Below are 13,737 nucleotides of genomic sequence, written 5' to 3'. Positions count from 1 at the left end.
AGTGCTTATTTTTTCTTTAATTCCATCACAATAATTTCCGGGAGATTAAAAATGCGATATGGTACTGAGCTATTACCTAGCCCACGACTAACCACCATTTCAGTCGATCCTGCTTCGTAGACACCAGCTGTATATTTTGGAAACAGCCCCTGTCCTGGCGCAACAAGTCCACCAAGTCCAGGAATACGAACTTGCCCACCATGCGCATGTCCCGAAAATACTAAGTCCATGTGATACTTTACATACGTATTAAACACCTCAGGTCGATGTGCCAGTAACAGCTTAAACATATCGTTTGGTAAATAAGCTGTTGCTATGTCTAGCATGTCTTCCGTGGATCTACCCATTAACGGATCCTCAATTCCAACAATCGCCAAGCGCTCCCCGTTGCGCTCTAGTACGGTCGATTCATTGGCCAGTATATGTACCCCTAACGATGACAGCGCCTCATAAATTTCATCAACCTTATTCGTCGCTACTTCATGGTTGCCCAGTACATAATAAACATCCGCTATTTCAACTAGTCCTTTTACTGCCTGTAGACTTTGCTTTAAATCGTAGCGATTGCTATCTATCACATCACCTGTGATAAAGATATAGTCAGGATTTGTATCCTTAACCTTTGCAATCAGCTTTTGCTGATTGTCACCAAAGAGGGCATCATGTAAATCCGATACCTGTACAATGCGTAGCCCTTCAAAGCTGGCAGGCACTTTTTCTGATTCGAACACATGCTTACTTACGACTAGCCAGTGATTGTTTACGTACAAAAAAATGACTATAAACACAACAAAGCATACACTATATAATAATTTTTTCAATCGCAATCGCTCACTTTGCGGCTACTTTGTTCAGAGAAAACTCTGACTTCCTTATTATAAGCAAAAAACAGAGTGATTGTAAGCATATGCACTATAAATAAATAAAATGCACAAAATCCATCTAAATCGGATTCGTCACAATAGGTATTTACGCATATTTCAACTAATGTTATTTAACTTTCACATGATATACTGCGGCTATAATTACATGTTTAAATCTTCGCTTCACTACTTAGTTCAATTCAATCAGATTGAAACTTGTCATCTTTTCAAAACAACAAAAATATGCAGATTTTTATTGTATTCTATTCATTCATTTGAAAACGGGAGAATATCTTCCAGACTAATTCATTACGGTCTCCCACACCTACTTTTTGAAAGATTAGCTTTAAATGATCTTGTACAGTGTAGCTAGAAATGCCAAGATTATATGCAATCACCTTTGTTGGTATGCCCCTCATCATTTCCACTACTACCTCTTTTTCTCTAGGTGTGAGTTGATAAGCAGTTAGTAAAAAAGCCAACATCTCTTTAGGAGACGCCTCATTTAATAAAATGGCTATTTGCTGCTGTAAATCGGTTGTCATAAGAAAAGAAGCTTGGATTGTAATATATCCTTTGTCATGGATAGGCACTAGTAAGGAAATAGGTGTATTGTCTTCAGCCTGTAACTTAGCGCAGGATGCCTGTATGGGCTTGGGTAATTGCCCATCCGACAAGCCTTCATTACTTCTTAAAAGTGCTAGTATTTGAGAAGCCTTCGTACTCATAGATAAAATATGATAATCCTTATCTAAAATAACGATGCCACTCTCTCCTGCTTCTGTTGACAGCCGCTCTTCAATAATTGAATGGTAGAACGCCTTTAATGCCTCTCCCATCACTGGCATGAGTATTTTTATTTGTTCTAGCTCATCATCTTGAAAGATGGACTGTGCATTTTTCATCTTTTTAAAAAGGGTTAAAAAGCCATAACATTGCCCCTGAAACATTAATGCAGCTCGAATTTCGTCGCTAAAGCCATTGGGCACTAATATCTCCCTATAACGCAAGCTCTGACTACTTGCATCACTTAATCGTCCTATACATTGGCCACTTTCCACTAGCTTTCTATAGTTATTCACATCTTCAAATGCATATTCAAAAGTCATTATTTTTTGATGAACATCCTCAATCGATTGCTCTGTTACAGCACCGATCGAAAAAAGGGTTTGCGTATCTGTCACTGAACAGCAATAGGCATCAAAATCAATGAATTTCCGTAATTCTTCTACCATCATTTGTCGATATTGAAATGAATTTTGACTATTTTTTATACATCTCTCTGATCTCCTTTGCCAATCATGACAATTTCTCATAAAACTCCTCCCCCCAGAATTATGGGATAGCACATTCTCCATAAGTATTTATAATTGAGAATAATTATTAATTATATTGTACAACACGGAGGTATAAAAATGAAAAATCCACTACATGATTGGCACAGTCCCATTGTATCTACTTATCAAAATACCATTCGACAAAAAATTATAGGCTATGACCTCATCTATAACATGATGACAGATATACTTCGTGGTCACCCTGTCATTGATAACACTTTAGTAGTAGGTGCTGGCGGAGGTCAGGAACTTCTTACTCTAGGAGAAGCCTTCCCTTCCTCACATTTTACAGCCGTTGATACTTCAACAATCATGCGACAGACTGCTGATCAGCGCATACAGCAGCTTGATCAAGACCTTCATATTGATTGGTATGAGGATGATGTACTTTCCCTCAGATTCCACCATCCATATGATGTTACTACCTGCCATTTGGTTTTACATTTTATAAAGGATCTCGAACAAAAAAGGGCACTACTGCAAAAATTGGCAACAAGCCTACAGAATGGGGGCGTCTTATTCATTTCTTCTATTAATGCTGATATGACAGACACAATATGCCAACAGCAGCTCAAGTATTGGCGAAATTCCATGTACCAAAATGATATTTCCGAAGAAGATTGGTTACGTTTTGAGCAGTCCTTTGGCTCAACTATTTATCCAATTAAACTTGAATTATTGATTGACTTACTACATGAGGTCGGCTTCACAAAGATTGTTCCCTATTTTAAATCATATTTAGTCGATGCATTAGTAGCCACGAAGGAAGAGGTAAATAAATGAGCAGAGAAAATATTTTAATTGTCGGAGGCTATGGTGAAGTCGGTAGTAAAATGGCAACTATGCTACTCACAAGCTATCCAAACAAAATATGGATTGCAGGTCGAAGCTTTGAAAAGGCAAAACAATTTTGCGCACAACACCATCATCTTGCTAAGCCTATCCAAATGGATGTGTCCAAGACCGTAAACGCTCAGCAATTAGCCAATGTAGCACTTGTCATTATGTGTCTAGAGCAAAAAGATACTGCATTTGCACTTCTCTGCTTGAAGGAAGGGATTATGTATATCGATATTACGGCAAGCTATGCCTTCCTAAAAAAATTAGAGGAACTCCATCCAATAGCTAAACAGAATAATGCAACAGCCGTTTTTAGTGTTGGTATGGCACCTGGATTGACTAATTTAATGGCTATGCATGCTGCACAGCAATTAGCCTCCATCGAGAAACTCCATATTTCTATCCTACTAGGAGCAGGCGATACACATGGAAACGCGGCTATTCTCTGGATATTACACCAACTAAACATTCCGTTTTATAGTTATAAAAATAAAAAAACCACTAATTTTACTAATAGGAGAAAAGTTCCGTTTAAAGAGCTTGGAAAACGTAGTGTGTACCAATTCAACTTCTCAGACCAACATACATTAGCAAAGCATTTCCCTACTATTCCAATCATGACAAGATTGGGCTTTGATGTAGAGTCACTCAATTGGTTCGTATCCTTTTTGCAAAAAAGCCGAATTGCAAAATTGTTAAAATTCAACAAAATACAAACAACACTCGCTTCTCTCATTCAAAAAATAAAAATTGGCTCAGAGGTATGTGGCATTCACGTAGAAGCCATTGGGAAAAAACATCATAAAGAAGCAGTCTTTACATTAGACTTTCTTGACCGTGATGAATCTCTCGTGACAGCAAAAGTTGCAACGGCGATTGCTAAAGAACTCCTGAACAACAAGCATCCTTTTGGAACTTATCATATTGAGGAACTGTTTACACTAGAAACATTACAAGCTCAATTCACATTTTCTTCCCAATAAAAAAAGCATTTAGCACTCGCCTATACGGGAGAGCTAAATGCCTCTGATTATTTATAAAACTTTTTCCAAAAAATCCTTTGCACGCTGTGTTGATGGTGCTGTAAAAAACAATTCTGGTGGAGCATCCTCAATGAGCTTACCACCATCAAGGAAAAGAATACGATCAGCAACCTCACGAGCAAAGCCCATCTCATGTGTCACAATCAACATGGTCATACCTGAATCTGCGAGGCTTTTCATAACTGCTAATACCTCTTTTACCATTTCAGGATCAAGTGCTGATGTAGGCTCATCGAATAATATAACTTTAGGGTCCATCGCAAGTGCTCGCGCAATGGCAACACGTTGCTTTTGTCCCCCAGATAATCGGTTTGGATATTCCTGGCGCTTCTCAAACAGTCCTACTTTCTTCAGTAGTTCTTCTGCTTTGTTGATAGCAGCTGTTTTATCTAACCCCTTCACATTGATTGGGGCATATGTTAAATTTTCTAGTACTGTTTTATGAGGGAAGAGATGGAAATGCTGAAATACCATTCCTACTTCTGCACGTATTTTCATAATATTTGTCCCTTTATCCGTAAGGACATCCCCTGCAATTGTTACCTTTCCACTCGTGGGGATTTCTAATAAGTTTAAGCAACGAAGGAATGTCGATTTACCAGATCCTGATGGTCCAATAATGGCGATTACTTCTTGTTCTTTGATTTCTGTAGAAATACCCTTTAGTACTTCATTTTGCCCATATGATTTGTGTAAATCTTCAATTTTAATCACTTTTTCTCATTCCTTTCTCGATTCGTTTACCAAGGAACGTTAAAACAAGCGTCATAAGGTAATAAATTACTCCCGCAAAAAGTAATGGCTCAAGATAACGGTATGTTGAACCTCCTACAATATAGGCACGACGCATAATATCTAATGCACTGATTACCGTCACAACGGCTGTTTCTTTATTTAATGTAATAAATTCATTAACTAAAGATGGTAAAATATTTTTTACTGCTTGTGGAATAATAATATCCTTCATCATTTTTGCATATGGAATTCCAAGTGCTTGTGCAGCTTCCATTTGCCCTTTATCCACTGCATTAATACCAGCACGGATAATTTCTGAAATATAAGCACCAGAGTTTAAACCAAATGCAATAATCGCTGTAGGAATTGGTTCAATTTGAATATCCAGTAATTGTGGTACTGCATAATAAATAATCAATAATTGTAATACAAGTGGTGTACCACGGAAAATCGACGTATAGAAATCAGCAAACCAACGTAAAACATTGACCTTACCAATTTTACATAATGCCAGTAGTATACCTACGATAAAACCGATGATGGATGCACCGATTGCAATTTGAAGTGTAACACCTATCCCTTTTAAAATATAAGGAATAGAGGGAACAATCGCCGTAAAATCTAAATTCACAGCGCTCCCTCCTTTCTTTTTCATCTTGATACAGCTATTGTTTTTTATACAGAAGGTGAAACGTCGAGCATAGAAAACTCTCCTCTCTATAGGGGAGAAGAAAAGCACAAGCGATAGCCCAAATAAGAGCTATCGCACGCTTTAATTATTCAACTTTTTCTAACCATTTTTCTTCTAACTCTTGAATTTTTCCTTCTTCTGCTAATTCTTTTAGTGCTTTGTTAATTTTATCTTTCAAATCGCTGCCCTTTGGAACTGCGATCGCTTTGAAATCTTCCGGTTGTTCTTCTACAGGAAAGGCTTCTAATTGGTCATTTGTTTTTAAATAACCTTTCGCAACGCCACCCTCTAAAATACCTGCGTCTAAGCGTTTAGACATCATATCTTGAATAATCTCAGGGATACGTGTACGTCCTTCTACTGCTACATCTACTTTTTTTGCAATATCATTACCTAAATTTTCTTGAATAGATGCTGTTTGTACACCAATCTTTTTTCCAGCCAAGTCAGCTTCTTTTTTAATGCCGCTATCCTTTTTAACAATGATTACTTGCTCTGTTTCATTGTATTGATCAGAGAAATCAACCACTTTTTCACGATCTGGGTTTGGTGTCATACCCGAAATAACTACATCAATTTTCCCTGCTTGTAATGCTGGTACTAAACTGTTGAAGTCCATATCTTGCACTTGCATGTCAACGCCTATTTTTTCTCCAACTAATTTGATTAAATCAATATCAAATCCAATAATTTCTTCACCTTTAGCTGCATCAACATATTCAAATGGAGCATAGTCAGCTGAAGTACCAACCTTTAATACTTGCTTGTTCCCTGTATCAGTATTAGATCCTGTATCGCTTGCATTATTATCTTTAGTGCCGCATGCTGCAAGTACACCTATAACAAGTACAAGCATTACCATGAATAACTTGTTCTTCATAATCATTGATCTCCTTTTATTTATAATTTATTGTGTATGAGAATTCATTTCTCGAAAATAGTTGATTGGATATTTATTCATACTTAAGAATAAAAAATCTATCTGCTAATTAAGATATACTCTTTTGAAATAATAATCAAGATAAACTAAAAATATTTTAGCGAATTATTATATACATAATTTTCAGATAAGTCAATTTATTTATATTTCAATTGCTCTTTACTATACTATTTTCCGAAAGCACAACAATTATCCCATAAATATTGAATTAAAAATAAATAAAAAAAGACCCCCAATGTAATGGAGGTCCTCCAATTTATTTTTCCTCAGGAAACAACTTTGTCTTTAGCTCGTCCTCTCCAGAGCCTTCTGCTAATGGAACATGCGAACGATAAGCTGCGCGGCAGATTAAATGTCCAGCAACTGGTGCTGTTACAAAGACGAAAAGAATACCTAAAATGAGGCGTACACTGACAAAACCATCATGCACCCAAAAATAGATAAACGTACCTAGTAAACAAGTTAACACTGATAATGTAGAGCTTTTCGTAGCAGCATGTGATCGTGTATACACATCTGGTAAGCGAATCATGCCAAATGCGCTAATAACGCTCACTATTGAACCTATCAAAATAAGGATGACGGCCGCCCATTCAATCATTTGATTTACGTTCAACAATCACACCTCTTTCAATATATTTGGTAAAGGCAATTGTACCAATAAACGCTAAAATACCTAAAATAAGAATGGCCTCCAAATATGCCTTCGTCTTTAAAATAATCGAAACAATCGCAATGGCCGATAATAGATTTACACCAATTGTATCGAGAGCTATGGCTCGATCAGGCATTGATGGACCACGGATGACTCTATACAGCGACAGCGCAATGGAAATACTAAAAAAAGCAAGCGCTAGCAGTAGAATATTGGTAATCATTAGCGTGTCACCTCCATTATTGCTTGTTCAAATTTCCCAATTGAGCGTATGACAGCATCCTTAGACTGCTCAATGTCCATGGCATGGATATAAAAGACATCGCCCTCTTCTGATACTTCCATCACTACAGAGCCAGGTGTTAACGTTAGCAGTAAGGCAAGAGCTGTAATCTCCCAATCGCCCTTAAGTACCGTTTTATACGTGAAAATACCAGGTGTAATGTTAAGCCTTGGAGTAGTTATTTGTCTTATAACGCTATAACTTGATAAAAATAGCTCCCAATTAAACAGCCATAATAATTTTAAGATTGAAAAGACACGTCGCAAATAAAATTGGGTGCCATAAAAGCGATGCATCGCATATAAAATACCCATACCTACAATAAAGCCCATTAAAAATGTCGAAAAATGTGGTGTCACTTCATCCTGTAAAAGTAACCAAAGTGTTGCGATAAATAAATTTAAGATAAACTGCATCGCCATTATTTATTCACCTCACCTTGCCATAAATCACCATCTAAAACAGCATCAATATAAATAGATGGTGTATAAAGTGTTTCCGCTGCATCTGTTACAAAAGGTGCCAATTTTTCAGCCCCAATACCTAAACCGAGTGTACATGCAGCCAATAGTGTTAATGGTAGCAGAATACGTTTTGGTAAAGGTTTTTCATCCTCTATACTAATGATGGTTTCTCCAAAAAAGGAAGAAAGAAATATTCGTAGCAGTGAATACAAAACAATTAAACTAGAGAAAAATCCTAGACCTAATAGAACAAAATTGCCACCTTCTATCGCACCTTGTCCAATTAAAACTTTTCCTAGAAAACCGCTTAATGGCGGTATACCAGCTAAAGAACACATAGCTACAAAGAATAACCATCCAAAAAAAGGATAATTTCGTATAAGTCCACTCATTTTATCTATTACCGTTTCCCCAGTGACATAAATCATCATACCAATTGCTAAAAACAGCATAGCCTTGGCTACCATATCATGCATTAAATAGTAGACAACGCCTTGCAAGGCTGATTCTGTACCAATCGCTAGACCAGCTACTATAAAGCCAACACCAATCAGCACATTGTAGGAGGCAATCGTTCTGACATCTCGTCCTGAAAGAGCGCCGATACAGCCTGCTATAATCGTGACTCCAGCCATTATGCCGAGTGCCATGTGTGTGACTTCCGTATTGTTAGGGAAAAGCAATGTAAAAGTACGTACAAGTGCATAAATCCCTACCTTTGTTAATAAAGCAGCGAATAAAGCAGCAATAGCAGTTGGTGGTACACTATAGGAGCCTGGCAACCAGAAGAATAATAAAAGTCCAGCCTTCAAGCTGAAGACAATTAAGAAAATAAGCGCCACTGTTGTAATAAGGGGATTAGTCCCTGCCTCCATCACACGAACAGATATATGGGCCATGTTTAATGTACCCACTGTGCCATATAGGAAAGCTAACGCCACTAAGAAAATCCAAGAGGCCACAATATTGATGAGCACGTATTTCAATGCTTCACGCAGTTGAATTTTCTCGCCACCTAAGCTAATAAGTGCATAGGAAGCAAGCAGCATTACTTCAAAACATACAAATAAGTTAAAAATATCGCCCGTCAAAAATGAGCCGTTAACGCCCGCTACCATGAGTAAGGTAAATGGATAAAAATACATTTTTTCATACCTTAACTCCATCGTAAAAATTGCATATAGTATACAAATAACGGCCACAAGATTAGCAACTAACACTAATAATGTTGCAAATGAATCTGCCACAAATGAAATACCAAATGGCGGAGCCCAGCCACTAAAATCAATTCGCAATATACCTTGATGTTGAATCTCTAACAATAAAATAATGCTAATAATAACAATAAAGCTTAATGTCAATAAGCTGATGATACGTTGTAACATCACATGCTCTTTTAAAAAAACCAGTAAAATAGCTGTAATTACCGGTACAATTAATGGTAAGACAATTATATTACTCATCCGGCGTACCTCTCAATTCATCAAAATTCCCTGAACCATTTGTCTTGTACGCACGATAGCCTAAAACTAAAACAAATGCAGTAACAGCAAAGCTAATCACAATAGCTGTTAAAATTAACGCTTGTGGTAACGCATCTGTATAAGGGCCCTCTGATTCCCCTAATAATGGTACAGCTCCTTTTTTAAGACCTCCCATTGTCAGAATCAGTAAGTGGGCAGCATGTGATAAAACAGCAGTGCCTAATATAACACGCAATAACTGTTTCGAGAGGATTAAGTACGTTGCAACAGCTACTAATATACCTACTAAAACAAGTATTAAAGACTCCATTGGCTACTCATCCTCACTTATACTTAAAATAATTGTCACGACAACACCCACCACTGTTAAAGCTACACCCGCTTCAAAAATGGTTACGGTTGAAAAACCCATTTTCCCAAATATCGGCACATCAATATACGTATAGGCCTGTGTTAAAAACGGCACATCGAAAAACAACGAACCTATTGCAGTTCCAGTTGCAAGCAATACGCCTAATGCTGCAACCTTTTTAAAGTCAAATGGCATTCCTTTATGCACAGTCTCAATATCATAGGCTAAGTATAATAAAACAATGCCAGAAGCTAACACGAGGCCACCTATAAAGCCACCACCTGGCGCGTGATGTCCAGCAAAGAACAAATACACGCCAAGTGTTAAAATAATGAACACGACTGTCTTTGTGACCGTCCTTAATATCACATCATTAATTTTCACGATCTGCTTCCTCCTTTCGTGGCTTAAGCTTTGTCAACATATAGACCCCTAAGCCAGCAATCAGAAGAACAACAACCTCTAACATCGTATCAAAGGCACGGAAATCCCCTAGAATTGTATTGACAATATTGGAACCCCCAGCTAATTCATAGGAATCATTGAAGTAAGTGGACACTGGTTCAAAGCGATCGTAGTGTACGACTGCCAATCCAACCATTGTTACGGTTGCCCCAACAAAAATGGAGATCATCGCTTTTGACCATTGAATCCTTTTGCGAGGAGCTTCCGGCATTAGATCTGGTAAATATTTAAAGCACAACAGGAATAAAGCCGTTGTTACCGATTCAACAACCAATTGTGTTAAAGCTAGATCTGGTGCACGGAAAATGACAAAGAAGAAGGCAATGGAATAACCTAATACACCATTTAACAACATAGCTGTCACACGACCTTTTGCAAAAATCATCCAAACTGCTGCAAAAATCATGACAAATACAAGAATTAGCTCATAGTATTCAACAGCAGAGTCCATGTCAAAATGAAAGGTCATTGCGTCTGACCAAATAAAATAACCAGCAATAAGTGCAACGAAAAATACATATATATAGACAAAATAATGTGTTAAATTACCTGTCATATATTTACTAGTGAGCTTCTTAGAGCCGCTTTCACTCATCTCAATTATTCGATTGTAATACGTATTAAACGTATACTTTTGTGAAAATAGGCGATAAAGTGGCTTCCAGCTTTTTAATGTTTTGAATAAGATTATCCCAATAATAATGACACCTAGCGTCATTATTAATTCCGCATTGATGCCATGCCACGCATGGACATGTGGTGTTAATTCACTTGTTGTTGGGAATGTAGGATAAATACTTGCCATAGCAGGCTCTAAAATATAGTGACCTAGCACATTTGGGAAGAAAAAGATACCTATTACCAACAAGCATAAGATTATTGGTGAAATTAACATGCCAAACGGAGCTTCATGTGGTTTTCTATCCATCTTCTCTGGCTGTAGTTTACCCAAAAATGTACGGCTAATTAATATCAAACTGTAAACAAATGTAAAGATACTTGCCACCCATGCTACTAATGGGAAAAACAGCCCTACATCAGCAATTGAGAATGCCTCTACATCTCGAATAGCCAATACCGCAGCAAAAAACATTTCCTTACTTAAGAAACCATTAAATGGCGGTAATCCTGCCATCGAGAAGCTACCGATAACTGCGATTGTAAATGTTATAGGCATTAAAGACATTAAGCCACCTAAACGGCGAATATCACGAGTACCTACTTCATGATCGACAATTCCAACCATCATGAATAAGGCTCCCTTAAATGTCGAGTGATTCACAAGGTGAAATAACGCCGCAAAGCTTGCTTGTGTATAGAGAATAGAATTCTCTGCATAGCCATAATAATGACCAACAGATCCAAGACCAAATAGGCTCATAATTAAGCCCAGCTGACTCACTGTTGAAAAAGCTAATAAAGCTTTTAAATCCGTTTGACGAACAGCATTAAAGGAACCCCAGAATAGTGTAATTAGACCAACGACACTGACTAGCCAGAACCAAATGGCTTCTCCTCCAAAGACTGGTGAAAAACGGGCAACTAAATAAATTCCTGCCTTAACCATTGTCGCTGAGTGTAAGTAAGCACTAACAGGTGTTGGTGCTTCCATAGCATCCGGTAACCAAATATGGAATGGAAATTGAGCAGACTTTGTAAAAGCTCCTAGTAAAATTAAAATTAGCGCTGGCGTAAACAGAGAATGATCACGTATTACTTCTACATTAGCTACAATTTCACGAATACTAAATGTTTGAGAGGCCACGTAAAGCATTAAGAAGCCTGCAAGCATCGATAGACCACCAAAGACTGTAATCATCATCGCCTTTTTAGCTCCTGCGCGAGATGCTTTTCTATGGTGCCAAAAAGCAATTAATAGGAATGATGACACACTTGTTAGTTCCCAAAATGTGTATAATACCATTAGGTTATCTGAAAAAACAACGCCAAGCATAGCGCCCATGAATAGTAATAAATAGCAGTAAAAATGATGAAGAGATTCTTTCGTTGATAAATAAAAAATAGAATATAAAATGACTAAACTACCTACTCCTGTAATCAGTAAACCAAAAATCATACTGAGTCCATCAAGGTAAGTTGTGAAATTTATATTAAAAGAGGGAATCCACTCATATGTATGGATAAATGTTTTACCCTCGGCAAGTTGAGGAATATAGCGCGCGAGTAAAAGAAACAAGATAAGTGGAACAGATAAAACAAACCAGCCAAGATGTGTGACACGCCTTAGTCGCCTATAAAGCAATGGGATTAGTGCAGCACAAACAATTGGCAAAAGTATTGCGATGAGAACAGTAACCAAATGAAAACCTCCTACTATCAAAATCATCTAGCAAATTTTTGTGGTGATTGGAATGGTAAGTGCTAAGACTCTAGAAATTTGTTCAAGCTAAGTAACATATCAGATCTATTCTTGAAATTTTTTAAATGGAATGTGGTGGGGTGTGAAAAAGTGCCTTGTCGTTTATCAAAAATGGTTATGTTAGTTATTTAGTCACTTCTAACCCGATGCAAGCCTAAATAACTTGTGGAAAATCAGATAATTTATACAGTTGTAACTTAGGTTATATCAGTACAATGAAGACACTTGACTATCTATTTAACACACTGCATAATAGTGTGGCATATGAAAGCAATTTTGCTCAGATGCACATAATGCATAAATTAAATAATTTTAAATTATTGATTTAAGCTTAATCCTTCAAGGGTTTTCCAATATATTTCCGTTAACTTTTATACGTTTTTAAGTATACAATATAAATGAGCATAATGCACTGTAACAGCATCAATTTTAGCTGTTTTAGGATAATTTTTTCGATACAACAGTGAAATTAACAAAATACCAACAGATAAGAGGTGTACATTTTTTATGAAGCATGTAAAAGGGCGTTTGGATGAAAGTATATTAGTTTGTGTTTACTACGGCTTAAATGGCGAACGTTTAATACGTCGTGGTCATAAGATGGCCACAATGCTAGATTGTCCACTCTATATTCTTTCAGTCGATTCGCAACCCCTTGATGCATTTGACGCAGAAAAATCTAGTTATATAGAGCAATGGAAGAAGCTATCAGATGAACTTGAGGTTGAAAAATTCATTTTGCAAGATAATGAAAAACGCCCCATTCAAAAAGTTATTGCAGAAGTCGCAAAGAGTTATGGTATTTCACAAATTATCGTAGGGCAAAGCGCACAAAGTCGTTGGGAGGAAATCACTAAAGGTTCTTTCCTAAACGTACTGTTAAAAGAAGTTCCTTTTGTAGACTTTCATATTGTGGCTGTTCAACGTCCAACAGACGATGATGCAAATGAAACATATGAAAAAGGAGTACGTGCTTACTTAATTAAAGAGCAGGATCACTTTAAAGTAGCATTTACTTGCCCTAAATATGTATCCATCGAAGGTATATTTTTCAAGGAAATTGGCACGGACTTTGACAATGGCATCTTTAAATTTACTTACAATGATAAAATGCATGAAGTTCATATTTCAGAGGGCTACGTGATCGATCAAGAGAAGTTGCCAGCAGAATTTTTAGCTCCATTAAGACAATAAAAAGACGCGTA

Annotated in this window: 15 protein-coding genes; 3 read left to right on the top strand and 12 right to left on the bottom strand. The window is 37.1% G+C overall.

Going from position 1 to position 13,737, the window contains the following annotated elements; all coding sequences use genetic code 11:
* Window positions 1–5: 5 nt before the first annotated feature.
* Together MKY46_RS00850 and MKY46_RS00845 are read right to left on the bottom strand one after the other, a co-directional pair.
* The gene (locus MKY46_RS00850) at window positions 6–821 is read right to left on the bottom strand and encodes a metallophosphoesterase (protein WP_089933967.1); all 816 of its coding nucleotides are present in this window, start codon (window positions 819–821) and stop codon (window positions 6–8) included.
* A gap of 305 nt (window positions 822–1,126) precedes the next feature.
* Window positions 1,127–2,179: a response regulator transcription factor gene (locus MKY46_RS00845; RefSeq protein WP_036125768.1), complete on the bottom strand. Its 1,053-nt coding sequence runs from the start codon at window positions 2,177–2,179 to the stop codon at window positions 1,127–1,129.
* A gap of 99 nt (window positions 2,180–2,278) precedes the next feature.
* Between MKY46_RS00845 and MKY46_RS00840 the strand changes: the two genes are divergently transcribed.
* Window positions 2,279–2,983 (top strand): class I SAM-dependent methyltransferase, encoded by a 705-nt coding sequence (locus tag MKY46_RS00840; RefSeq protein WP_036125766.1) that lies wholly within the window; start codon window positions 2,279–2,281, stop codon window positions 2,981–2,983.
* The gene (locus MKY46_RS00835; RefSeq protein WP_036125764.1) at window positions 2,980–4,023 is read left to right on the top strand and encodes a saccharopine dehydrogenase family protein; all 1,044 of its coding nucleotides are present in this window, start codon (window positions 2,980–2,982) and stop codon (window positions 4,021–4,023) included. Before MKY46_RS00840 ends, MKY46_RS00835 begins: the two co-directional genes overlap by 4 nt.
* 51 nt (window positions 4,024–4,074) lie before the next feature.
* Here the strand turns inward: MKY46_RS00835 and MKY46_RS00830 are convergent, their stop codons facing one another.
* From MKY46_RS00830 to MKY46_RS00785, 10 genes are all read right to left on the bottom strand, one after another.
* The gene (locus MKY46_RS00830) at window positions 4,075–4,797 is read right to left on the bottom strand and encodes an amino acid ABC transporter ATP-binding protein (protein WP_036125761.1); all 723 of its coding nucleotides are present in this window, start codon (window positions 4,795–4,797) and stop codon (window positions 4,075–4,077) included.
* Window positions 4,790–5,449 carry an amino acid ABC transporter permease gene (locus tag MKY46_RS00825; RefSeq protein WP_036125759.1) on the bottom strand — a complete coding sequence of 220 codons (660 nt, stop codon included), beginning with the start codon at window positions 5,447–5,449 and terminating at the stop codon, window positions 4,790–4,792. Before MKY46_RS00825 ends, MKY46_RS00830 begins: the two co-directional genes overlap by 8 nt.
* A 145-nt stretch (window positions 5,450–5,594) precedes the next feature.
* Window positions 5,595–6,389, bottom strand: coding sequence for a transporter substrate-binding domain-containing protein (locus MKY46_RS00820; protein ID WP_036125757.1), 795 nt, complete (start codon window positions 6,387–6,389; stop codon window positions 5,595–5,597).
* Between the two features lie 316 nt (window positions 6,390–6,705).
* The gene (locus tag MKY46_RS00815) at window positions 6,706–7,065 is read right to left on the bottom strand and encodes a Na+/H+ antiporter subunit G (RefSeq protein ID WP_036125106.1); all 360 of its coding nucleotides are present in this window, start codon (window positions 7,063–7,065) and stop codon (window positions 6,706–6,708) included.
* Window positions 7,043–7,327, bottom strand: coding sequence for a Na(+)/H(+) antiporter subunit F1 (locus MKY46_RS00810; RefSeq protein WP_036125101.1), 285 nt, complete (start codon window positions 7,325–7,327; stop codon window positions 7,043–7,045). Before MKY46_RS00810 ends, MKY46_RS00815 begins: the two co-directional genes overlap by 23 nt.
* Complete coding sequence (locus tag MKY46_RS00805; RefSeq protein ID WP_036125100.1) at window positions 7,327–7,809, bottom strand: Na+/H+ antiporter subunit E; 483 nt, start codon at window positions 7,807–7,809, stop codon at window positions 7,327–7,329. The genes MKY46_RS00810 and MKY46_RS00805 overlap by 1 nt, the downstream gene beginning before the upstream one ends.
* The gene (locus MKY46_RS00800) at window positions 7,809–9,314 is read right to left on the bottom strand and encodes a Na+/H+ antiporter subunit D (protein WP_036125097.1); all 1,506 of its coding nucleotides are present in this window, start codon (window positions 9,312–9,314) and stop codon (window positions 7,809–7,811) included. Before MKY46_RS00800 ends, MKY46_RS00805 begins: the two co-directional genes overlap by 1 nt.
* Window positions 9,307–9,645: a Na(+)/H(+) antiporter subunit C gene (locus tag MKY46_RS00795; protein ID WP_036125094.1), complete on the bottom strand. Its 339-nt coding sequence runs from the start codon at window positions 9,643–9,645 to the stop codon at window positions 9,307–9,309. Before MKY46_RS00795 ends, MKY46_RS00800 begins: the two co-directional genes overlap by 8 nt.
* A gap of 3 nt (window positions 9,646–9,648) precedes the next feature.
* Window positions 9,649–10,071, bottom strand: a complete 423-nt coding sequence (locus tag MKY46_RS00790; RefSeq protein ID WP_036125091.1) for a Na(+)/H(+) antiporter subunit B — start codon at window positions 10,069–10,071, stop codon at window positions 9,649–9,651.
* On the bottom strand, window positions 10,061–12,472 hold the full coding sequence (locus MKY46_RS00785; RefSeq protein ID WP_036125089.1) for a Na+/H+ antiporter subunit A: 2,412 nt from the start codon (window positions 12,470–12,472) through the stop codon (window positions 10,061–10,063). The genes MKY46_RS00790 and MKY46_RS00785 overlap by 11 nt, the downstream gene beginning before the upstream one ends.
* Window positions 12,473–13,039: 567 nt before the next feature.
* Between MKY46_RS00785 and MKY46_RS00780 the strand changes: the two genes are divergently transcribed.
* On the top strand, window positions 13,040–13,726 hold the full coding sequence (locus MKY46_RS00780; RefSeq protein WP_036125087.1) for a histidine kinase: 687 nt from the start codon (window positions 13,040–13,042) through the stop codon (window positions 13,724–13,726).
* The last annotated feature ends 11 nt before the right edge of the window (window positions 13,727–13,737 follow it).

This window comes from Lysinibacillus sp. FSL M8-0355 (genome assembly GCF_038008985.1).
Taxonomy (GTDB): Bacteria; Bacillota; Bacilli; order Bacillales_A; family Planococcaceae; genus Lysinibacillus; species Lysinibacillus fusiformis_D.
The sequence above is the reverse complement of the archived record's forward strand: the minus strand, read 5'-3'. Positions and strand labels throughout refer to the sequence as shown.

Excerpts from the sequence above, each read along its gene's own strand:
- MKY46_RS00845 (WP_036125768.1), bottom strand. The coding sequence starts at position 2,179 with ATGAGAAATTGTCATGATTGGCAAAGGAGATCAGAGAGATGTATAAAA.
- MKY46_RS00805 (WP_036125100.1), bottom strand. The coding sequence starts at position 7,809 with ATGGCGATGCAGTTTATCTTAAATTTATTTATCGCAACACTTTGGTTA.
- MKY46_RS00835 (WP_036125764.1), top strand. The coding sequence starts at position 2,980 with ATGAGCAGAGAAAATATTTTAATTGTCGGAGGCTATGGTGAAGTCGGT.
- MKY46_RS00810 (WP_036125101.1), bottom strand. The coding sequence starts at position 7,327 with ATGATTACCAATATTCTACTGCTAGCGCTTGCTTTTTTTAGTATTTCC.
- MKY46_RS00800 (WP_036125097.1), bottom strand. The coding sequence starts at position 9,314 with ATGAGTAATATAATTGTCTTACCATTAATTGTACCGGTAATTACAGCT.
- MKY46_RS00820 (WP_036125757.1), bottom strand. The coding sequence starts at position 6,389 with ATGAAGAACAAGTTATTCATGGTAATGCTTGTACTTGTTATAGGTGTA.
- MKY46_RS00840 (WP_036125766.1), top strand. The coding sequence starts at position 2,279 with ATGAAAAATCCACTACATGATTGGCACAGTCCCATTGTATCTACTTAT.
- MKY46_RS00795 (WP_036125094.1), bottom strand. The coding sequence starts at position 9,645 with ATGGAGTCTTTAATACTTGTTTTAGTAGGTATATTAGTAGCTGTTGCA.
- MKY46_RS00780 (WP_036125087.1), top strand. The coding sequence starts at position 13,040 with ATGAAGCATGTAAAAGGGCGTTTGGATGAAAGTATATTAGTTTGTGTT.